Annotated in this window: 18 protein-coding genes; 4 read left to right on the forward strand and 14 right to left on the reverse strand. The window is 68.6% G+C overall.

Annotation, left to right across the window (positions count from 1 at the left end; translation table 11 throughout):
• Window positions 1–153 precede the first annotated feature (153 nt).
• From rplJ to OG514_RS16680, 4 genes are all read left to right on the forward strand, one after another.
• Window positions 154–681: a 50S ribosomal protein L10 gene (gene rplJ / locus OG514_RS16665; RefSeq protein ID WP_189831652.1), complete on the forward strand. Its 528-nt coding sequence runs from the start codon at window positions 154–156 to the stop codon at window positions 679–681.
• Window positions 682–790: 109 nt separating this feature from the next.
• Window positions 791–1,171, forward strand: coding sequence for a 50S ribosomal protein L7/L12 (gene rplL / locus OG514_RS16670; RefSeq protein ID WP_266895362.1), 381 nt, complete (start codon window positions 791–793; stop codon window positions 1,169–1,171).
• Between the two features lie 548 nt (window positions 1,172–1,719).
• On the forward strand, window positions 1,720–5,202 hold the full coding sequence (gene rpoB, locus OG514_RS16675) for a DNA-directed RNA polymerase subunit beta (RefSeq protein ID WP_266895364.1): 3,483 nt from the start codon (window positions 1,720–1,722) through the stop codon (window positions 5,200–5,202).
• A 107-nt stretch (window positions 5,203–5,309) separates the two neighbouring features.
• On the forward strand, window positions 5,310–9,209 hold the full coding sequence (locus OG514_RS16680; RefSeq protein WP_266895366.1) for a DNA-directed RNA polymerase subunit beta': 3,900 nt from the start codon (window positions 5,310–5,312) through the stop codon (window positions 9,207–9,209).
• Window positions 9,210–9,270: 61 nt separating this feature from the next.
• Here the strand turns inward: OG514_RS16680 and OG514_RS16685 are convergent, their stop codons facing one another.
• From OG514_RS16685 to OG514_RS16750, 14 genes are all read right to left on the reverse strand, one after another.
• A complete protein-coding gene (locus tag OG514_RS16685; protein ID WP_266895368.1) occupies window positions 9,271–9,534 on the reverse strand; it encodes a hypothetical protein in 264 nt (87 codons plus the stop codon).
• Window positions 9,521–9,787, reverse strand: a complete 267-nt coding sequence (locus tag OG514_RS16690; RefSeq protein ID WP_266895370.1) for a hypothetical protein — start codon at window positions 9,785–9,787, stop codon at window positions 9,521–9,523. Before OG514_RS16690 ends, OG514_RS16685 begins: the two co-directional genes overlap by 14 nt.
• Before the next feature lie 24 nt (window positions 9,788–9,811).
• Window positions 9,812–10,723 carry a peptidoglycan-binding protein gene (locus OG514_RS16695; protein WP_266895372.1) on the reverse strand — a complete coding sequence of 304 codons (912 nt, stop codon included), beginning with the start codon at window positions 10,721–10,723 and terminating at the stop codon, window positions 9,812–9,814.
• A 66-nt stretch (window positions 10,724–10,789) separates the two neighbouring features.
• Window positions 10,790–11,200: an ATP-binding protein gene (locus OG514_RS16700; protein WP_266895374.1), complete on the reverse strand. Its 411-nt coding sequence runs from the start codon at window positions 11,198–11,200 to the stop codon at window positions 10,790–10,792.
• A gap of 28 nt (window positions 11,201–11,228) precedes the next feature.
• On the reverse strand, window positions 11,229–11,870 hold the full coding sequence (locus OG514_RS16705) for a hypothetical protein (RefSeq protein ID WP_266895376.1): 642 nt from the start codon (window positions 11,868–11,870) through the stop codon (window positions 11,229–11,231).
• Window positions 11,870–12,967 carry a hypothetical protein gene (locus tag OG514_RS16710; RefSeq protein WP_266895378.1) on the reverse strand — a complete coding sequence of 366 codons (1,098 nt, stop codon included), beginning with the start codon at window positions 12,965–12,967 and terminating at the stop codon, window positions 11,870–11,872. Before OG514_RS16710 ends, OG514_RS16705 begins: the two co-directional genes overlap by 1 nt.
• A gap of 10 nt (window positions 12,968–12,977) precedes the next feature.
• A complete protein-coding gene (locus tag OG514_RS16715) occupies window positions 12,978–14,117 on the reverse strand; it encodes a hypothetical protein (RefSeq protein ID WP_266895380.1) in 1,140 nt (379 codons plus the stop codon).
• 31 nt (window positions 14,118–14,148) lie between these two features.
• Complete coding sequence (locus tag OG514_RS16720) at window positions 14,149–15,336, reverse strand: hypothetical protein (protein ID WP_266895382.1); 1,188 nt, start codon at window positions 15,334–15,336, stop codon at window positions 14,149–14,151.
• A 34-nt stretch (window positions 15,337–15,370) separates the two neighbouring features.
• On the reverse strand, window positions 15,371–16,561 hold the full coding sequence (locus OG514_RS16725) for a hypothetical protein (RefSeq protein WP_266895384.1): 1,191 nt from the start codon (window positions 16,559–16,561) through the stop codon (window positions 15,371–15,373).
• A 153-nt stretch (window positions 16,562–16,714) separates the two neighbouring features.
• Window positions 16,715–17,638 (reverse strand): phage tail domain-containing protein, encoded by a 924-nt coding sequence (locus tag OG514_RS16730; protein ID WP_266895386.1) that lies wholly within the window; start codon window positions 17,636–17,638, stop codon window positions 16,715–16,717.
• A gap of 134 nt (window positions 17,639–17,772) precedes the next feature.
• The gene (locus OG514_RS16735; protein ID WP_266895388.1) at window positions 17,773–19,029 is read right to left on the reverse strand and encodes a tape-measure protein; all 1,257 of its coding nucleotides are present in this window, start codon (window positions 19,027–19,029) and stop codon (window positions 17,773–17,775) included.
• A complete protein-coding gene (locus OG514_RS16740; RefSeq protein ID WP_266895390.1) occupies window positions 19,026–20,234 on the reverse strand; it encodes a phage tail protein in 1,209 nt (402 codons plus the stop codon). The genes OG514_RS16735 and OG514_RS16740 overlap by 4 nt, the downstream gene beginning before the upstream one ends.
• Window positions 20,235–20,265: 31 nt before the next feature.
• Complete coding sequence (locus OG514_RS16745) at window positions 20,266–21,219, reverse strand: hypothetical protein (RefSeq protein WP_266895392.1); 954 nt, start codon at window positions 21,217–21,219, stop codon at window positions 20,266–20,268.
• Window positions 21,220–21,312: 93 nt separating this feature from the next.
• Complete coding sequence (locus OG514_RS16750) at window positions 21,313–21,525, reverse strand: hypothetical protein (protein WP_266895394.1); 213 nt, start codon at window positions 21,523–21,525, stop codon at window positions 21,313–21,315.
• Window positions 21,526–21,763 lie beyond the last annotated feature (238 nt).

Consider the following 21,763-nt stretch of genomic DNA (forward strand, 5'->3'; position numbering starts at 1 on the left):
CTGAGACGCGAACGACCCGCGCAGGTGATTGTGGATGAGTTCCCGGATCCTCGTGATGCGGTTGAGCTGAGCCCCGAGCGCCTGCGCCGGGGCGTTTTGTTTTGTCAGCCCCTTCTGAGCGGTCCTCATCACCCGGAAGGAGGCCGACGCTCTATGGCAAGGCCCGACAAGGCTGCCGCGGTAGCCGAGCTTGAGGACCAGTTCCGCAGCTCGAACGCCGCCGTGCTGACCGAGTACCGGGGTCTCACCGTTGCGCAGCTCAAGACGCTGCGTCGTTCGCTCGGTGAGAACGCCCAGTACGCCGTGGTGAAGAACACGCTGACCAAGATTGCGGCCAACCAGGCCGGGATCACCGCGCTGGACGAGCACTTCGCTGGTCCGACCGCGGTCGCCTTCATCACCGGTGACCCGGTGGAGTCGGCGAAGAGCCTGCGTGACTTCGCCAAGGACAACCCGAACCTCATCATCAAGGGCGGTGTCCTTGATGGTAAGGCGCTCTCCGCCGATGAGATCAAGAAGCTCGCGGACCTCGAGTCCCGCGAGGTTCTGCTCAGCAAGCTGGCCGGCGCGTTCAAGGGCAAGCAGTCTCAGGCTGCCTCGCTCTTCCAGGCGCTGCCGTCGAAGTTCGTCCGCACCGCGGAGGCGCTTCGCGTCAAGCTCGCCGAGGGCGGTGCCGAGTAACTCGGCTCGCGTCATGATCTGTGCCGCCTAGGCACAGGTCGTAGCGGGCCGTAACGCCCGCCTCTCTATACATCCGGCACTTGCCGAATTAGTGGAAGGATCGCCCATCATGGCGAAGCTCTCTCAGGACGACCTCCTCGCCCAGTTCGAGGAGATGACCCTCATCGAGCTCTCCGAGTTCGTGAAGGCGTTCGAGGACAAGTTCGACGTCACCGCCGCCGCGGCCGTCGCCGTTGCCGGCCCGGGTGCCCCCGTCGCCGCCGAGGCCGAGGCCGAGCAGGACGAGTTCGACGTCATCCTCGAGGGTGCCGGCGACAAGAAGATCCAGGTCATCAAGGTCGTGCGCGAGCTCACCTCCCTGGGCCTCAAGGAGGCCAAGGACCTCGTCGACGGCACCCCGAAGCCGGTCCTCGAGAAGGTCGCGAAGGAGGCCGCCGAGAAGGCTGCCGAGTCCCTCAAGGCCGCCGGCGCCTCCGTCACGGTCAAGTAAGACCGTTTCGAGTCGCTGAAGCTGACTCCTGCCCCCGTGTAACGCGAGGGCACCGAAAGGCGATCACCCTTCTGGGTGGTCGCCTTTCGGCGTTCCCCGGGAAGGGCGTGGCGGGGCACCTGAGGGCCGCCGGAAGCGGAGTATGGTGATCTTCGCCGTGCGCCCCGCAGACCGGGGGGCCTTGACGAACCGCACGCAGCGCGCAATTCTCAGGACGCGTCGTCACAACGATCCGTTTCCGAGGCATGGATCGACGACTGAACGGGCAGTATCGAGGTGCGCCGCCCGGCGCGAGGTACCGCGGAGTTGAGAGCAACGAGGGTCGCGAATTATTCGCCCTGGACATCAGTGAGCCAAGTGGCTACACTGACCCTTTGCGCTGCCTGTTAGCTGCCCCCTGCCCGTCACCAGGGGCATACCTTCGCATCCGCTTCATAGCCCGACCCAGTCTGACCTGGCCTTTCGGTCATTTCAGGAAACGTCTGCCATGAAGCATGCAGGGGACCGGTACGCGCGTAGTGAGTCCGAGCCCTCGGAAGGACCCCCTCTTGGCCGCCTCGCGCAACGCCTCGACCAATACGAACAACGGCGCAAGCACCGCCCCGCTGCGCATCTCTTTTGCAAAGATCAGGGAGCCCCTCGAGGTTCCGAACCTCCTCGCGCTGCAGACCGAGAGCTTTGACTGGCTGCTCGGCAACGCCGCCTGGAAGGCTCGCGTCGAGGCTGCCCTTGAGTCGGGACAGGACGTCCCCAGGAAGTCCGGCCTGGAGGAGATCTTCGAGGAGATCTCCCCGATCGAGGACTTCTCCGGGTCGATGTCGCTGACCTTCCGCGACCACCGCTTCGAGCCGCCGAAGAACTCGATCGACGAGTGCAAGGACCGTGACTTCACGTACGGCGCCCCGCTCTTCGTCACCGCCGAGTTCACCAACAACGAGACCGGCGAGATCAAGTCCCAGACGGTCTTCATGGGCGACTTCCCGCTCATGACGAACAAGGGCACCTTCGTCATCAACGGCACCGAGCGTGTCGTGGTGTCGCAGCTGGTCCGTTCGCCCGGTGTCTACTTCGACTCCTCCATCGACAAGACGTCCGACAAGGACATCTTCTCCGCCAAGATCATCCCGTCCCGGGGTGCCTGGCTGGAGATGGAGATCGACAAGCGCGACCTGGTCGGTGTCCGCATCGACCGCAAGCGCAAGCAGTCCGTCACCGTCCTCCTCAAGGCTCTCGGCTGGACCACCGAGCAGATCCTGCAGGAGTTCGGCGAGTACGAGTCCATGCGCGCCACCCTGGAGAAGGACCACACCCAGGGCCAGGACGACGCGCTGCTCGACATCTACCGCAAGCTGCGTCCGGGCGAGCCGCCGACCCGTGAGGCCGCTCAGACGCTGCTCGAGAACCTCTACTTCAACCCGAAGCGCTACGACCTCGCCAAGGTCGGCCGCTACAAGGTGAACAAGAAGCTCGGCGCGGACGAGCCGCTGGACGCCGGCGTGCTCACCACCGATGACGTCATCGCCACGATCAAGTACCTGGTCAAGCTCCACGCGGGCGAGACCGAGACGATCGGCGAGAACGGCAACGAGATCGTCGTCGAGACCGACGACATCGACCACTTCGGCAACCGTCGTCTGCGCAACGTCGGCGAGCTCATCCAGAACCAGGTCCGCACGGGTCTGGCTCGTATGGAGCGCGTCGTGCGTGAGCGCATGACCACCCAGGACGTCGAGGCGATCACGCCGCAGACCCTGATCAACATCCGGCCGGTCGTCGCCTCCATCAAGGAGTTCTTCGGCACCAGCCAGCTGTCGCAGTTCATGGACCAGAACAACCCGCTGTCGGGTCTGACGCACAAGCGTCGTCTCTCGGCGCTGGGCCCTGGTGGTCTGTCCCGTGAGCGGGCCGGCTTCGAGGTCCGAGACGTGCACCCGTCCCACTACGGACGCATGTGCCCGATCGAGACCCCGGAAGGCCCGAACATCGGTCTGATCGGTTCGCTCGCCTCGTACGGCCGCGTCAACGCGTTCGGCTTCATCGAGACGCCGTACCGCAAGGTCATCGACGGCACGGTCACCGACGACGTCGACTACGTCACCGCCGACGAGGAGGACCGCTTCGTCATCGCGCAGGCCAACGCCGCGCTCGACGACGACCTGCGGCTCACCGAGAACCGTGTCCTGGTGCGTAAGCGTGGCGGCGAGGTCGACTACGTCGAGCCGTCGGACGTGGACTACATGGACGTCTCGCCGCGCCAGATGGTGTCGGTCGCGACCGCCATGATCCCGTTCCTCGAGCACGACGACGCCAACCGTGCCCTCATGGGCGCGAACATGATGCGTCAGGCGGTGCCGCTGATTAAGTCGGAGGCCCCGCTCGTCGGCACCGGCATGGAGTACCGCTGCGCCACCGACGCCGGCGACGTGCTCAAGGCCGAGAAGGACGGTGTCGTCCAGGAGCTGTCGGCCGACTACGTCACGGTCGCCAACGACGACGGCACGTACATCACGTACCGCCTGCACAAGTTCTCGCGCTCGAACCAGGGCACCTCGGTCAACCAGAAGGTCGTCGTCGACGAGGGCGACCGTGTGATCGAGGGCCAGGTCCTCGCCGACGGTCCCGCCACCGAAGACGGCGAGATGGCGCTCGGCAAGAACCTGCTCGTGGCGTTCATGCCGTGGGAGGGTCACAACTACGAGGACGCGATCATCCTGTCGCAGCGCCTCGTGCAGGACGACGTCCTCTCCTCGATCCACATCGAGGAGCACGAGGTCGACGCCCGTGACACCAAGCTCGGCCCGGAGGAGATCACCCGGGACATCCCGAACGTCTCCGAGGAGGTCCTCGCCGACCTCGACGAGCGCGGCATCATCCGTATCGGTGCCGAGGTCGTCGCCGGCGACATCCTCGTCGGCAAGGTCACGCCCAAGGGTGAGACCGAGCTGACCCCGGAGGAGCGTCTGCTCCGCGCGATCTTCGGTGAGAAGGCCCGTGAGGTCCGTGACACCTCGCTGAAGGTGCCGCACGGCGAGATCGGCAAGATCATCGGCGTCCGCGTCTTCGACCGCGAGGAGGGCGACGAGCTTCCCCCGGGCGTGAACCAGCTGGTCCGCGTCTACGTCGCCCAGAAGCGCAAGATCACCGATGGTGACAAGCTCGCCGGCCGTCACGGCAACAAGGGTGTCATCTCCAAGATCCTTCCGATCGAGGACATGCCCTTCCTTGAGGACGGCACCCCGGTCGACATCATCCTCAACCCGCTGGGTGTCCCGTCCCGAATGAACCCGGGACAGGTCCTGGAGATCCACCTCGGCTGGCTCGCCAGCCGCGGCTGGGACGTCTCCGGCCTCGGGGAGGAGTGGGCGCAGCGCCTCCAGGCGATCGGCGCCGACCAGGTCGCCCCCGGCACCAACGTCGCGACCCCGGTCTTCGACGGTGCGCGTGAGGACGAGCTCGCGGGTCTGCTGAACCACACCATCCCGAACCGCGACGGCGAGCGCATGGTGCTCCCGACCGGTAAGGCGAGGCTGTTCGACGGCCGCTCCGGCGAGCCGTTCCCGGAGCCGGTCTCGGTCGGCTACATGTACATCCTCAAGCTCCACCACCTGGTCGACGACAAGCTCCACGCTCGTTCGACCGGCCCGTACTCGATGATCACCCAGCAGCCGCTGGGTGGTAAGGCCCAGTTCGGTGGCCAGCGCTTCGGTGAGATGGAGGTGTGGGCGCTGGAGGCATACGGCGCCGCGTACGCCCTCCAGGAGCTGCTGACGATCAAGTCCGACGACGTGACCGGCCGCGTGAAGGTCTACGAGGCCATCGTCAAGGGCGAGAACATCCCTGAGCCCGGCATCCCCGAGTCCTTCAAGGTGCTCATCAAGGAGATGCAGTCCCTGTGCCTCAACGTGGAGGTGCTGTCCTCGGACGGCATGTCCATCGAGATGCGCGACACCGACGAGGACGTCTTCCGCGCAGCGGAGGAGCTCGGCATCGACCTGTCCCGGCGTGAGCCGAGCAGCGTCGAAGAGGTCTGACGGGAGTTCGGTCGGGGACTCGGCGCAATACCGCTGAGTCCCCGGCCGGCCCCAAGACCCCCGTATCAGACCCCAAGCCTTACAACCCTGAGAGGGATTGACGCATAGTGCTCGACGTCAACTTCTTCGACGAGCTCCGGATCGGTCTGGCCACCGCTGACGACATCCGTCAGTGGAGCCACGGCGAGGTCAAGAAGCCGGAGACCATCAACTACCGCACGCTCAAGCCCGAGAAGGACGGACTCTTCTGCGAGAAGATCTTCGGTCCGACCCGGGACTGGGAGTGCTACTGCGGCAAGTACAAGCGTGTCCGCTTCAAGGGCATCATCTGTGAGCGGTGTGGCGTCGAGGTCACCCGCGCGAAGGTGCGCCGTGAGCGGATGGGCCACATCGAGCTCGCCGCTCCCGTCACCCACATCTGGTACTTCAAGGGCGTCCCGTCGCGCCTTGGCTACCTGCTCGACCTCGCCCCGAAGGACCTTGAGAAGGTCATCTACTTCGCGGCGTACATGATCACGTTCGTCGACGACGAGCGTCGTACGCGGGACCTGCCCTCGCTGGAGGCGCACGTCTCCGTCGAGCGTCAGCAGATCGAGAACCGTCGTGACTCCGACCTGGAGGCCCGCGCCAAGAAGGTCGAGAACGACCTGGCCGAGCTTGAGGCCGAGGGCGCGAAGGCCGACGTGCGCCGCAAGGTGCGCGAGGGCGCCGAGCGTGAGATGAAGCAGCTGCGCGACCGTGCGCAGCGCGAGATCGACCGTCTCGACGAGGTCTGGTCGCGCTTCAAGAACCTCAAGGTCCAGGACCTGGAGGGCGACGAGCTCCTCTACCGCGAGCTGCGTGACCGCTTCGGCACGTACTTCGACGGTTCGATGGGTGCCGCGGCGCTGCAGAAGCGCCTGGAGTCCTTCGATCTGGAGGAGGAGGCCGAGCGCCTCCGCGAGATCATCCGTACCGGCAAGGGCCAGAAGAAGACCCGTGCGCTCAAGCGCCTCAAGGTCGTCTCCGCGTTCCTGCAGACCGCGAACAGCCCCAAGGGCATGGTTCTCGACTGCGTGCCGGTCATCCCGCCGGACCTGCGTCCGATGGTGCAGCTGGACGGTGGCCGCTTCGCGACCTCCGACCTGAACGACCTGTACCGCCGCGTGATCAATCGCAACAACCGTCTGAAGCGTCTGCTCGACCTCGGTGCCCCCGAGATCATCGTGAACAACGAGAAGCGGATGCTCCAGGAGGCGGTCGACGCCCTCTTCGACAACGGCCGTCGTGGTCGCCCGGTCACGGGCCCCGGCAACCGTCCGCTGAAGTCCCTCAGCGACATGCTGAAGGGTAAGCAGGGTCGTTTCCGTCAGAACCTGCTCGGCAAGCGTGTGGACTACTCCGCGCGTTCCGTCATCGTCGTGGGTCCGCAGCTGAAGCTGCACCAGTGTGGTCTGCCGAAGGCCATGGCGCTGGAGCTCTTCAAGCCGTTCGTGATGAAGCGCCTGGTCGACCTGAACCACGCGCAGAACATCAAGAGCGCCAAGCGGATGGTCGAGCGCGGCCGCACGGTCGTGTACGACGTCCTCGAAGAGGTCATCGCCGAGCACCCGGTTCTGCTGAACCGTGCGCCCACGCTGCACCGCCTCGGCATCCAGGCCTTCGAGCCCCAGCTGGTCGAGGGCAAGGCCATCCAGATCCACCCGCTCGTCTGCACCGCGTTCAACGCGGACTTCGACGGTGACCAGATGGCCGTGCACCTGCCGCTCTCCGCGGAGGCGCAGGCCGAGGCCCGCATCCTGATGCTGTCCTCGAACAACATCCTGAAGCCCGCCGACGGCCGTCCGGTCACGATGCCGACCCAGGACATGGTCCTCGGTCTGTTCTTCCTGACCACCGACGGTGAGCTCCGTGACACCAAGGGCGAGGGCCGCGCGTTCGGCTCCACGGCCGAGGCGGTCATGGCGTTCGACGCCGGCGAGCTCGCGCTGCAGTCGCAGATCGACATCCGCTTCCCCGTCGGCACCGTCGCTCCGCGTGGCTGGGTTCCCCCGGTCACCGAAGAGGGCGAGCCGGAGTGGCAGCAGGGTGACTCGTTCCGCCTGCGCACCTCGCTGGGCCGCGCGCTCTTCAACGAGCTGCTGCCCGAGGACTACCCCTTCGTCGACTACTCCGTCGGCAAGAAGCAGCTCTCCGAGATCGTCAACGACCTCGCCGAGCGCTACCCCAAGGTCATCGTGGCGGCGACGCTCGACAACCTGAAGGCGGCCGGCTTCTACTGGGCGACCCGCTCCGGTGTCACCGTGGCCATCTCCGACGTCGTCGTGCCCGAGGCCAAGAAGGCCATCGTCAAGGGCTACGAGGAGCAGGACGAGAAGGTCCAGAAGCAGTACGAGCGCGGTCTCATCACGAAGGAAGAGCGCACTCAGGAGCTCATCGCGATCTGGACCAAGGCGACCAACGAGGTTGCCGAGGCGATGAACGCGAACTTCCCGAAGACGAACCCCATCTTCATGATGGTTGACTCGGGTGCCCGAGGAAACATGATGCAGATGCGTCAGATCGCCGGTATGCGTGGTCTGGTGTCGAACGCCAAGAACGAGACGATCCCGCGTCCCATCAAGGCGTCCTTCCGTGAGGGCCTCACCGTTCTGGAGTACTTCATCTCCACGCACGGTGCCCGTAAGGGTCTGGCGGACACCGCCCTGCGTACCGCCGACTCGGGTTACCTGACCCGTCGTCTGGTGGACGTCTCGCAGGACGTGATCATCCGCGAGGAGGACTGTGGCACCGAGCGCGGTCTGAAGCTGCGGATCGCCGAGCGCGGCGCCGACAACGTGCTGCGCAAGACGGACGACGTCGAGACCTCCGTGTACGCGCGGATGCTCGCCGAGGACGTCGTCGTCGACGGCAAGGTCATCGCGCCTGCCAACGTCGACCTGGGTGACGTGCTCATCGACGCCCTCGTGGGCGCCGGTGTCGAGGAGGTCAAGACCCGCTCGGTCCTGACCTGTGAGTCCGCCGTCGGTACCTGTGCGTTCTGCTACGGCCGTTCGCTCGCCACCGGCAAGCTGGTCGACATCGGTGAGGCGGTCGGCATCATCGCCGCCCAGTCCATCGGTGAGCCCGGTACCCAGCTGACGATGCGTACCTTCCACACCGGTGGTGTGGCCGGTGACGACATCACCCAGGGTCTGCCCCGTGTCGTCGAGCTCTTCGAGGCTCGTCAGCCCAAGGGTGTCGCCCCGATCTCGGAGGCGGCCGGCCGCGTCCGTATCGAGGAGACCGAGAAGACCAAGAAGCTCGTCGTCACCCCGGACGACGGCAGCGACGAGACGGCGTTCCCGATCTCGAAGCGTGCCCGTCTGCTCGTGGGCGAGGGCGACCACGTCGAGGTGGGCCAGAAGCTCACCGTGGGTGCCACCAACCCGCACGACGTGCTGCGCATCCTCGGTCAGCGCGCGGTCCAGATCCACCTGGTCGCCGAGGTCCAGAAGGTCTACAACTCGCAGGGCGTGTCGATCCACGACAAGCACATCGAGATCATCATCCGGCAGATGCTGCGCCGTGTGACGATCATCGAGTCCGGCGACGCGGAGCTGCTGCCGGGCGAGCTCGTCGAGCGCTCGAAGTTCGAGACCGAGAACCGTCGTGTGGTCACCGAGGGCGGTCACCCCGCCTCCGGCCGTCCGCAGCTGATGGGTATCACCAAGGCCTCGCTCGCCACCGAGTCGTGGCTGTCGGCGGCGTCCTTCCAGGAGACGACCCGAGTTCTGACGGATGCGGCGATCAACGCCAAGTCCGACAGCCTCATCGGCCTCAAGGAGAACGTCATCATCGGTAAGCTCATCCCGGCCGGTACGGGTCTGTCCCGCTACCGCAACATCCGGGTCGAGCCGACCGAAGAGGCCAAGGCCGCGATGTACTCGGCCGTCGGCTACGACGACATCGACTACTCGCCGTTCGGCTCGGGCTCCGGCCAGGCCGTTCCGCTGGAGGACTACGACTACGGTCCGTACAACCAGTAAGCGAGTCGCTTGACCGAAGGGCGGTCACCCCGATGGGGTGGCCGCCCTTCGGCGTGCCCGGCTAGCGGGCGGCGAGTTCCCATACGGCGACGAGCACGCCGGCGCTCGCGGCCAGCGCGGCGATGCTGGTCAGCGGCCAGCGGGAGCGCTCCAGGTCGTCGAGTCGGGCCTCGTGGTCGGCGAGCTGTCGGTCGGTCTGGTCGCTGCGCTGTACGAGCAGCGCGAGTGAGCCGTCGACGCGGGCGAAGCCGGCCTCCAGGGTGCCGCGGAGCCGTTCCAGTTCGAGGGCGACGGCGACGGGGTCGTTCGGATCAGACTCGGTCATCGGCACCGCCCTCGGCCGGGGCGCTGTTGTCGCCGGCGTCGCTGCCGTCGCTGCGGAGCCAGGAGGGCAGCAGGGTCTGCACCACATCCAGGGCCATCACCCGGGCGAGACCGCCGGCGACGGCCAGCGCCCCGGCGACCCAGGGGAGGGTCGCGGGGACACCGGAGGCGTCGACGATCGCGGGGAGCACGACGGCGATGCCGACGGCGGACTGGAGGACGGTGCGGGCCGTGCGCTTGGCGGCATCGGACATCGGGGGTCTCCTCTGGTGCGGTGGCTACTTCGTGTGCGGGACCTTCAGCGCGCTCCAGGACGCGGCGCCGGGGATGCCGTCGGCGTCGGAGCCGCGGAAGCCGAGCTTGCGCTGCCACTTCGCGTAGCTGAGCCGATCGGCCTCGCTCCAGCGGGGGCCGGGTCCGACGGTGTACGCGGAGCAGCCCTCGGCGACGAGTCGGCGGCCCATGGCCGTGATGACCGGGGAGCTCGTCTCCTTGCGGAAGAACGAGGTGCCCGGGAACGGCTGGAGGCGGGGGACGGCGGGCTTTCCGCTGTCGGGGGTGTTCTTCGCGGGGTCCTTGGCGAGCCGGGTCTGGACCCGCTGGCGGAGGGTCGGCATGCCGAAGCCCTTGGGGTCGCTCTTCCAGTCGGACCACTCCAGGTGGCCGATGACGGACTTGGCGCCCCAGCCGTGGGCCCGGCACAGGGCGGCGGAGACCCGTTCGATGGCGTCGAGCTGGGCGGCCGGCCAGGGGTCGGAGCCGTTGCCGAGGTTGATGCACTCGAAGCCGTAGAAGCGGGAGTTTCCGTCGACGGCGCCTTCGCTGCCCTGGTGGGCGCGCGGGGTCGGCGGCCGGTCGCCGTACGTCTCGGTGACCACGGCCTGGAGGACGGACGGGTCGCCGCCGCCGGCGTGGTTGGCGCGCCCGTTGCCGACGAGGTGGACGGTGCCGTCCTTGGCGATGACGCCGTGGCAGAGGGGTCCGGGCAGGCCCTCGTAGCCGTTGAAGCACATCTCGACGGACGAGGTGGTGCCGGAGCTGACGGTGTGGTGGATCATCACGCCGGCGACCGGACCCCAGGCGCCGGCGTGGTTGCGGTTGTGGGTGCGCCAGCCGGGGTGTTCGACGACGGTGACGCCTTCGGCGCGGAGCGCGGCGACGAGCCAGTCCGCGGGGAGGGGAGTGGCCATCTGATGTCCTCCGGACATGAGAAAGGCCCGCACGGAGGGCGGGCGTACGGGTGAGCGGCGGGGTGGTTACGGGGCCGCGGGCGTTTCCGGGGTCGGCTCGGGGTCCGGTTCGGGGGCGGCGGGGACCCAGGCGGCGCAGAGCGCGGCGTAGGCCAGTCGACGGGTCTCGAAGTCGGCGAGCGAGGCCTCGACGGCCCGCTGGACCGCGGTCGGGTCGGGCACAGCCGGGTTGCCGTTGGCCGGGTTGACGGTGACCAGGCCGTAGCCGCGGAGGAAGGCGCCGGTCTCGCCGGTCTCGCTGATCTGGGCGGTGACGTACACGGCCGGGAACTCGCCGGTCATCGGGTCGGGCTCCAGCGGGCCGCCGAGGGTGTTGTCGTACAGGCGGACGCCGATCGTGTGGCCGTTCTCGGTGACGGTGCCGCGGCCCGCGTAGTCGATGGGCAGGCCCCAGGGGTGGTTCGGGTCGGGGATCATGGTGGCTCCTCTCAGGGGGTGGGGCAGGTCAGGTCTGGCGGCCGTACATCAGGATCGGTTTGGCGTAGACCGTGCCGGAGGCGCTGGTCACGATGCCTTGGATCTCCACCGTCAGGTCCTTGCCGAAGTTGGTCTGCATGTCGGCGGTGACCAGGTCGGTGGTGTCGAAGACGGTGCCGGCGGCGACGGTCGCGCCGAACTGGAGGCCGTTGACCATCACCCGGATCTGGCCGGTGGCCGAGGCGGAGACCCGGGTGAGCATGCGCAGGCGCATCTTGGGCTGCCAGATCGGGTTCTGGGACTGGGCGATCGTGGTCCATCCGGTGGCGCTGGTGGCCGGCCAGTTCGCGGAGGCCAGGTCCTGCGGCGGGAGCATCGACAGCCAGGGCCGGGCGAGACCGCCGGTGATGATGTCGTCCGAGAGGATCTCGTGGCCGTAGGCGTCGTTGACCCGCAGGACCGGCTTGGCGGAGCCGGGCCCGCTGCTGTTGATCTGGGTGACGGTGACGGAGGTCGTCGGGTCGTCGGGGTTGGGCTGTCGGCGCACGGTGAGCGAGCCGTTGACGACCTCGGTGATCGGGGGGCGGGTGTTCACCGCGGTGGACAGTGCCTGGATCCGGCGCTCCATCTGGATGAGCCGGTCGATGATGTCCTCGGGCAGCTGGGCCATCAGGCCTCCTCAAGGCTGAGCTCGGCGGTGTCGGGGCGGCCGCGCTCCGGCGGCCGGAACTTGACGCCGACGATCCGGTAGCGGGCGTCGAGCCCCTGGGGGTGCCACTCGTCGGTGATCCGGATCCTGGCGGTACGGCCGAGGAGGGCGGGCGGAACGATTCCGCCACCCAGTCGGATGCTGATCTCGGGGATCAGTACGGAGCCGCTCGCCGCCGTGACCTGCGCCAGGGCCAGCGAGTTGAGCGTGTCGACGTCGCTGATGTCGTTGTGGTCGGAGGACAGGTCGACCAGCGGCCAGTCCGCGTGCTGCGGGCTGAGCTTCACCTCGGAACAGGTGGGCCGGGACTCCGAGGCGGCGTTCGTGTTGGTCGTGGCGCCGCGGGCCACGGCGGCGGTGCCGCCCCGGGTCGCGTCGTCGGGGAACGAGTAGCTGAGGATGGTGCCGGGCCGGTCGAAGACCATGTCGGTCGCGCCGGTACGGATCTTGGGCGAGCCGAGCCGCAGCTGGCGCACGCGCGTGCCGTCGGTCGGGTCGCGGTAGACCAGGATCTGGTACTCGAAGCCGTTCGCCTGGGAGGCGAGCTGGTCGAGCGCCTCCTGGTAGACGGTCTCGTCGCCGAACCGCCAGGACGCCGTCCGCAGGATGTCGGACGGGTCGGTGCCGGCCACGACGCCGCTCTTGCCCAGGCCCGCCGAGAGGTCGGCCCAGAGCGTGCGGGCGATGTCGAACTGGTCCGTCGGCAGGTTGAACGTGATCGGCCTGCGGATGCGGCGCCGGGTCGCGTACGAGTCGAAGGTGGCGGCCTGGATGCCCAGGGTCAGCACCCCGCGGTCGCTGCTCTGCAGGTTGGTCGTCCAGACGATGCCGCCCCACCACAGGTCGCCGCCGCGCTCCAGATAGACCGCGGTGCGGCCCGCCTGGACCTTGTGGGCGCGCTCGGCGATGGCCCGGTCGGAGAGCGGGATGGTGCCGGACAGGGAGCCGGCCCGGCCGATGTAGTCGTCGCACTGGACGTCCCGCAGCGGCAGGATGTCCAGGGTCGTGTCGGTCAGCAGGTCGCAGAAGATCGCCCGGTAGGGCGTGTCGATTGTCATCGGTGGGACCTCACAGCACGTAGGTGGCGGAGACGCGGACGTTTCGGCCGGCCGTGAGAGCGCCGTTCGACGACCAGGTGCGCAGCACCACCTGTCCGTTGGGGGAGAAGTAGGCGCTTCCGGAGGCGAAGCCGTCGCCGGCGGCGGCCTCCAGGTCGAGGACGCAGCGCCAGCCGACGGGCAGCGTCAACAGCGGCTCGTCGTTGATGTTGCCGGCGCTGTTGGCGTAGATGTCGGCGCCGTTGCGGGTGACGGTGGCGGTGACGGTGGCGATGCCGCGGGTGCGGCGGGCGCTGAACGAGATCAGCGTCCAGCCGGTGAGCGCGGTCGCGCCCGTCGTGATCGTCTCCACCTCCACGGGCGGCTGGTAGTTCACCCAGGCGCTGCCGTTCCAGCGCTGGAGCACGCCCGCGTTGTCGCGGAACTGGCCGGGGTAGCCACCGGTGGTGAGCGTCGTCCCGGTGGGGACGACGCCACCGATCTCCTTCGGGTACGCGACCCAGGAGGTGCCGTCCCAGCGCTGGAGGAAATGGGAGTTGTCGTTGTCCTGGTACTGGCCCGGGTAGGAGCCCGGCACTCCGGCGTTGTTGTAGACGGGCAGGATGCCGCCGACGCCGACGAGGGTGGTGCGCAGGTCGGTGAGGGCCCCGCCCGCCCAGTCGATGCCGCCGGTGCCGGCGGAGGCGCCCGCCTTCACCCTGACCTGGCAGAGGGGGAGTGAGAGCGGGGGTGCGGCGGGCGCGACCGGTACCGCCTTCGGTGTGCCCCGCACGATCTCCAGGACGGCTTCGTTCCTGGTCAGGGCGTCGAACTCGTCGTCGTACACGCGCAGGACGACGAGGTCCAGCCGGGGGTTGAGCGGGTCGCCGTCGCCGAAGGTGACCACGGTGTCCTCGTCGAGGGTGACGGGGTAGGCGCCCTGGTTGTCCGCTCCCTGGATGACCGCGCGTCCGTGGTGGACGGTCGCGGTCATCGGGCCGCTGGAGGTCATCGAGAGGCCGCCGACCCGGTACTGGCCCTCGATCGAGCCGGGCAGGATGCCGGAGCGCGAGGCGAGCGGGTTGACCGGGGTGGTGGCGCCGTGGGCGGTGAGGCGGGTCGTGACACGGGTCTGCCCGGTCGGCGGGAGCCAGCCGCTGCGGAGTGCCATGGGATTCTCCTGTCGGGTGGGTGGGCCGGTGTCAGAACTGCGGGTCGACGCGGATGAAGGTGTTGTCGAAGCCGGCCTTGATGGAGGTGGTGTTGGGCGCGATCTTGAAGTAGGCCGTGAACGTGTAGCTCTGGCCCGCTGTCAGCCCGGACAGGCGGCGCATGGCGGAGACCGAGACCGTGGTGTCGCTCGCGACGATCGCCGCGTACTCGTCGTTGAGGTCGTTCACGACCGTGGCGCCCTGGGTGAGCTTGAGCGCCATGAACCCGTAGTGGGTGTTGGCCGACTTCATCCGGGCGCCGAAGGTGACGAGGACGGACTTCGACGGCGGGGCGACGAAGGTGAGCGCGATCGGGTTGGTGGCGCGGGCGGCCAGCGTCGGGGTGTACGTGGTCGACGTGGTGTCGCCGTAGTCGGTGTTGTCGGCGTAGTACGGGCCGGTCACGACCGGCACCCACGCCGTACCGTTCCACCGCTGGAGCTGGCCGCCCACCGTGTCGCGGTACTGGCCGGTGTAGCTGGCGGGAGTGGTGGAGGCGGAGTTCGGGATGATGCCGCCGAGCGCGGACGGGTACGACACCCAGGCGCCGCCGTCCCAGCGCTGGAGGGCGCCGCCGGAGTCCTGGTACTGACCCGGGTAGGCGCCCGGCAGGACCGGGCCCTCGACGGGCAGGATGCCGCCGAGCGCGACGACCGGGGTGCGCAGGTCCTTGAGCGAGGAGGCCCACGGGATGCCGCCGTTGCCCGCGCTGGCGCCGGCCGGGACGGTCACCTCGTACAGCGGGAGGCTGCGCGGCGGGACCGCCGGGGCCTGCGGGGTCTGCCCCGGGACGCCCTGGATGATCTCGATCTTCGCCTCGTTGCGGTTCGAGGAGTCGTAGAGGTTGTCGTAGATCTTCACCACGAGCAGGTCGATCCGGCCGTACAGGGCGTCGCCCGGCGCGAAGGTGACCGCCTCGGACGTCGGCAGGGTCACCGGGTAGACGCCCTGGGAGATCTCGCCCTGGATGACGGCCCGGCCCTCGGAGACGGTCGCGGTCATCGCGGCCGAGCCGAAGGTCCAGAAGCCGGACAGCCGGTACAGGCCGTCGTAGGAGCCGGGCAGGACGCCGGAGCGGACCTGGACGGGGTTGGTCAGGGTGGTCACGCCGGTCTGGGTGAGGCGGGTGTCCTCGCGGGTCTGGCCGGTCTCGGCGACCCAGCTGCTGCGCAGGTTCATGGGGTTTCTCCGTTCGACAGGGAGGGGGTGGGGGTCAGGACTTGATCCACTCGGCGGAGAGGTTGCCGGCGTAGCCCGAGCCGCCGAGGGTCTTCACCGCCACGTCGTGGGTCTGGTAGGCGGCGACCTGGATGATGCTTCCGGCGTTGAGCTTGATCAGGCCCTGGCCGCCGACGACCACGGCGCCGGCGCCGGCCGGGGTCAGCCAGGTGCAGCGCGGTACGCCGACGCTGTCGACGAGGATCCGGGCGCCGCGCATGCCGGCCGAGGAGTCGGGGGCCCAGGCGACGTGGGCGGAGAGGCGCCACCAGCCGGTCCGCGGGACGCGGTAGTAGGAGCCGCCGGACCAGCCCGCCGCGTCGTCGACGTCGACGGTCTGGAAGCCGAGCGTGTACCACGTGTTGGGTGGGACGGTGGACTGCGCCGTCTGCGAGACGCTGAACAGGATCGACGACTTGCCCTCGGCGTACTGCCAGGCCGTGCCGTCCCAGCGCTGCAGCACACCCGCGTTGTCCCGGTACTGACCGACGTAACTGCCCGTGGTCACCGTGCCGTTGGGGGCGATCCCGCCGATGGGCTTGGCGTACGACACCCAGGTCGTGCCGTCCCAGCGCTGGAGGAGGCCCGAGGCGTCCCGGTACTGGCCGACGTAGGCGCCCTTGTAGCCGCTGGTGGGCATGATGCCGCCGAGGGCGACGACCGGCCAGTGCATGGTGGTCACATCGGCGGTGCTCCACTGGACACCGCCGGTGCCGGCGGACGTGCCCTTGCGCACCAGGACCGTGTACAGCGGGATCGTGCTGCCGGGGCCGCTCGCAGGGGCGGTCGGGGAGGCCGCGGGGGTGCCCTTGACCAGACGGACCACCGCCTCGGTGGCGCCCGTCCGGTCGTAGGCGTCGTCCACCACGGCCAGCTCGATCAGGTCGATCCGGTCGTACTGCGGGTCGCCGTCCGCGAGGGTCAGGATCTCCGGCGCGGTCACGGCCACGAGGTAGGCGCCCTGGGCGGTGTCCTTGCCCTGGACGATCGCGCGACCGTTGCCGATCGTGCACTGCATGGGCGTCGACGCGGCGAGGACGAAGCCGCCGGGCACGATGCCCGGCCGCGAGCGCAGTGGCGTCTCCTCGGCGCTCTGCCCGCTGGGGGTGAGCAGAGCGGCGAGGGTCAGACGGGTGTCCTCGCGGGTCTGGCCGGTGGGCTGGAGCCAAGCGGCACGTACGGTCATGGGGTCACCTCTCCGAGAAGGGGGTCGTGGCGTCGGGGGAAGGCCGCGGTCCGGCTGCTCCCGGTCCGGCGGAGGGAACGGTTCGGTTCCGGGGGGAAGGAACGGTTCGGTGACCGGCCACCGTGCGGCGGCCGGTCACCGTGCGGGCGCAGGTCACCATTCGGCGCTGCGCCAGCGCACCGTCATCAGCGCGTCCTCGGTCGCCTCGTCGGGCCGGAAGGACAGCTCCGTACGGCCGGGGTCCAGGACGAAGAGCTCCTCCGGGCTGGAGTCGGCCATCGCGGTGTGCAGCCGGGAGGCCGAGTTGTTCAGCAGGACCGTGCCGGCGCGGGTGTCGATGACGAGCTCGTCGCCGGCCGCCAGATCGATCCCGTACCGCAGTCGCCGCCGGCTGGTCCGCTCGGTGACGGTCGGCATGGAGCAGGGGCCGCGGAAGACGATCACCGGGTGCGCCGGGGCGGAACCGATGTTCTCGACGACGGCGTCGCCCGTGCTCTTCGCCTGGCCCCAGGAGAGCGGCCAGATCAGCGGCCAGGTGAGGCCCGACTCCGGCTGCGGGGCGGTGGCGGTGGCGAGCTGCTCGTTGACGACGTACCGGCGCGGGTCGGAGGCCAGCCACTGGATCGACATGCGCGAGCTGCCCTGGGTGGCGAAGCCCTGGTCCGCGGGAACCACGCGCTGCGCGATCCGGGCGCGCACGGCGAGCATCTCGCCGTGCAGCCGGACGGTGAGCCAGCGCTCCTCGTCGAGCAGGGCGAGCGACTGTCGCAGGGCGCGGACGGCCTCGGTGGCCTGGTTCCACTCCGGCATCAGCACGATCGTGCCGCCGACCTTGCGCGGCTTGGCGTACCGGGAGCCAGGCCAGGCGCCGTGGGAGGTCGGCCGGTCGGCGTCCGAGGAGTCGTACTCGGGCAGGTCCTCCCAGCCCGACAGGCCGGACTTGTCGACGGCGAACGGGGTGCCGGGCCCGATGAGAAGCCCGGCCCACTGCATCTGCCCGTCCTGGGTGATGAGCGAGCCGGGCGCGAGGTCGGCGGTGAAGTTGCTTCCGGCGTAGGGGGTCGTGGTCTCGGCCATGGGGCCGTCACCTCACTTCGGATGGGGCGCGCACTTCGGACGGTGTGCCGGGAGTGGCGCGGTCAGGCATGGCCGGGTCGGACGGAGCGCGGTCGGACATGGCGGGGGCAGGGGCGCGGTCGGCCGGGGCGCGTTCAGGCATGGGCGGCCGCGAGGAAGAGCAGGTCCTCGGCGGTCGACCGGGGGCCGGCGCCGGGCTCCTCGTGGAAGTCCCGGATGCGGTGCGGCGGGCGGGGCGTCTCGGTGAGGGCCGGGATGCGGCGGTTCTCCAGCTGCGCGAGCGAGTCGATGCGGTAGTCGTCCGCGGAGCCGGGGGAGACGATGCCGCCCTCGGCGAGCATGGGGAGCTTGTCGAGTTCGACGCCGAACTTCTTGCCGGTGAGGGGGATCTCGAAGCTCAGCTTGTTGAGCCCGTCGATGATCCAGTTGGCGAAGGCGATCAGACCGTTGATCGGCCCCTTGACGACGCCGATCACGGCGCTGAGGGCGCCCTTGACCAGGTCGCCGATGCCGCGCATCGCGTTGCTCACGGCGTCCTTGGCGGTACGGAAGAACCCGGGCACCTTGTCGGTGACCCAGGTGACGACCGGTTGGACGGCGCTCTTGATGCCGCCGATCGTGTTCGAGGCGATGCCGCGGAGGGCGTTCGTGGCGGAGGAGACGGTGGAGCGGAGCTTGGAGATTCCCTCGATGGCCGCGCCGACGATCTTGAGCGCGGTCTTGAACAGGGTCAGATAGGCCTTGAAGTAGGTGCCCACGGCTTGGCCGAGGAGCCTCATGATCGGCTGGAGGAACTTCCAGACGGCCTGGAACCCCTTCAGCGCCTGTTGCATGCCCTGCTTGATCAGCCGCTGGCCGGTCTCGGAGTTGACCGCGAGTTCGATCAGGTACGCCGCGATGGGCACGATCAGGCCGACGAGGAAGCCGAGCGGGTTGGCCCGCATGGCGACGTTGACGCCTGTCATGGCGAGGGAGGCGATGGTCATGACGGTGCCGAAGGTGTCCATGAGACCGGTGATGACGTCGGTGATGGGCAGCAGCGGCAGGAGGATGCCGAGGGCCACGCCCGCGCCGGTGCCGATCTTTCCGGCGGCGGTACGGGCCTTGCCGGCCGCGGTGCCGATCCGCCGGACGCCCGCGGGTGCGGTGGACCTGCGGATCCGGCCCATGGCGGTGGAGGCTCCGGAGGCGTTCCCGCCGAGGCTCTTGAGGGCGGTGTCGCTCGTGCGCAGGACGGTGGCGAGGCCGCCGATCCCGCCGGTCGCCTGCCGGACGTTCTGGGAGAACCGCCGCAGCGAGCCCCTCGCGTCACCGAGCCCTCGTGACAGGGAGCTCACCGTCGGGACGACCGCCCGGAAGTTCGGCATGGCGCCCGGGGCCACGGCGCTCATGCGCGTGCTCCACGCGCCTTCACGAGGTACATGAGCGCGTCGGCGGTCGCGTGCGGGTCACTGTTCCGGGCCGCGTGGTAGTGCTCGATGTGCAGTCCGGCACCGGCGCCCACGGCCTGGTTGCCCTGGGCCGCGCGGGCACGGCGTGCGGTCTGGGCGAGGAGCCGGTCCAGCTTGGAGAGCGGGAGGACGGCCTCGGCCTCGCCGGCCTCGGCGAGGATCGCCGGGACACCGCCGTGCCGGGGCATGACGACACCACCGGTGGCGAGCATCGGGATGGTCGGGATGTTGACGCCGAAGGTCTTGCCTCCGACGACCGGCACCCATCCGGGGACGCTGACCTTCACCCGGTTCAGGCTGCCGATCATCCCGTTGATCAGGCCGATGACGGCGTTGATCGGGGACTTCACGCCGTCCTTGATGCCGTTGAACGCCCGGGACGCGATGTCCTTGAGGCCGTTCCAGACGGACGACATCTTGTCCTTGACGGCGGTGAACGCGTTCGGGATCGCGGACTTGATCCAGTTCACCACCGGGGTGATGACGGCCTTGATGCCGTTCCAGACCGTGCTGATCACGGTCTTGATGGCCTTCATCACCGTGGTGATGACCGTCTTCCAGATGTTCACGTAGGTCTTGACGACGGTCGCGACGGCCTTGACGACGGTGGAGATGGCCTTCTTGATGCCGTTCCAGACCGTCTTGATGAGCGATCCGGCCTTCTGCATGATCGGCCCGATGGCCTTCATGACGGAGCTGATCACCGTCTTGATGGCGCTGAACGCCTTCTTCAGGACCGTCTGCATCGTCTTCGAGCGCAACGCCATCTCGACGATCGACTCGATGAGCGGCATGAAGAGTTCGAGCAGCCGGACCAGGAAGTTGCCCTTCATGGACCGGTTGAGCTTGTCCTGGCCCTTGGCCGCCTTGCCGGCGCCGGACTCGTACTTGCCGAGCTTGCCGCCGGCCGACTGGGCGGTGTCGCCGGCCTTCTTCATGGCGCGCTCGGCCTGCTCCGAGGCGGTCTTGAGGTTCTTGAGCTGGGTGCCGGAGCCCTGGGCGTTGGTACGGAGCGTCTTGAGCTGGCCGGATGCCGACTTGCCGGCGTCCCCGACCTTCTTGACCGAGGTGCCGGCGTTGGACGCCTGCGTCTTGAGGTTGCCGAGGGCGGTGGACGCGTTCTTCAGGTTTCTGACGAGAGACATGGATGTACCTCCTTTCGCGGTGGGGTGGGGATCAGGCGGTGGCGCCGAGTTCGTCGTTGATGCTGCGGACCGTGGCCGCGAAGTCGCGCATCTTCTGCGCGAGGGTCCCGGTGTTGTCGGCGAGCCGCTTCGCGTTGTCGGCCGCCTGGCCGAGGGTCCCGGCCTTGGGGACCTTGTCGACCTCCAGGCCGTCCATGGCGAGCTTGAGCTTCCCGATGGCCTTGGCGAACGAGGAGGTCTTCCGGGGGTTCGCGTTCTTCACGGCGCCGTTGATCTTGCCCATGCCGCTGGCGACCAGGGCCATGTTCTGGTGGTCGACTTCCTTGACCGCCAGGGCGATCTTCTCGACGACGTCCGCCTTCGCGGCCGCGCCCTTCGTCGGCATCTTGCGGAAGTTCGAGACGAACGAGGGGGCGTGGAGGTTGAACTTCGCGAGGTGCGGGTTCAGCCGTTCGAGCTGACCGCGCAGCTCGTCGAAGTTGGCGTCCGCGGGGATGTCGGCCATGCCGCCGGGGGCGACGCCGTTTCTCTCGGCCTCGATCTCCGAGAAGTTCCGTCGGCCGAAGCTGCCGTCCGCACGCGGGCCGAACGTCTCGTTGGTGGCGCTCCTGCCGGCGTGCCACTTCTGCAGCTGGAAGACGATGAAGGCGCCGAGCGCGGTGAGGAGGATGGGGACGATCATGCCGCCGAGGGCGACGAAGGCGGCCCCGACGGCGGCCATGATGCCTTCCTCGGAGAACTTCTTGATGATCTCGGCCACGGAGCCGAGGCCCAGCTGTTCGAGGACCTGCTCCCAGGGGGCCTTGACGACTTCCTCGGCGACCTTCTCCTGCTCCGCCTTGAGGTCCTCGATCAGTTTGTTGACGGGTGCCAGCTGCTGCTTCATCCACTCGGTGGTGGGCAGCGAATTGTGGTCGACCTTCGTGAGGTAGTGCCGGAGGCTGCCGATCTGGATCGACAGATCCTCCGTTGTCACTTCTGCCATGAGTCACTCCGCTTCCGGCCGGTGACGGCCAAGCGCCGAAAAGCCCCTGCCGGTCCCGGCAGGGGCTCGTTCGTAGGGGCAGCGGGAGGCCGGCTAGGCGTCCTCGGTGCGGCGCGGGCCGCGCCGCACCGTCGCGAGGGCGTCGTTCCAGCCGGCCGCGTAGGCGACCGCCTCACGCCGGTTGACCTCGGCGTACAGCGTGCCGAGCAACGCTCTCTTGTCGAGGGCGGTGGGTCCGTCGAGGAGCTGGCGGAGGCGGTCCTGGAGAGGGATCTGCGGTCGCGATGCCTCGGCCTGCTGGGTCATGGACGCCTGCCTTCCGGTTGCTTGCCCGTGCGTGTGTGGCGGCGCCGCGGATCAGAGGAGCGGGGGCACCACGTGTTCGAACTCTTGTGCGAACAGAGTGTGGAACACCTGTTCGGGGTTTGTCGAGCGGGAAACGTCTGACGGCGTGTCTTCTTGCCTGATTCCCGAACGGGTTGGCGGCTGATCGGACCTTCTGTTCGACCGGGTAACCTGGAAGGCGCTCTCCGGACCGGACCAC

The organism is Streptomyces sp. NBC_00572 (assembly GCF_026341815.1).
In the GTDB taxonomy this organism is placed as follows: Bacteria; Actinomycetota; Actinomycetes; order Streptomycetales; family Streptomycetaceae; genus Streptomyces.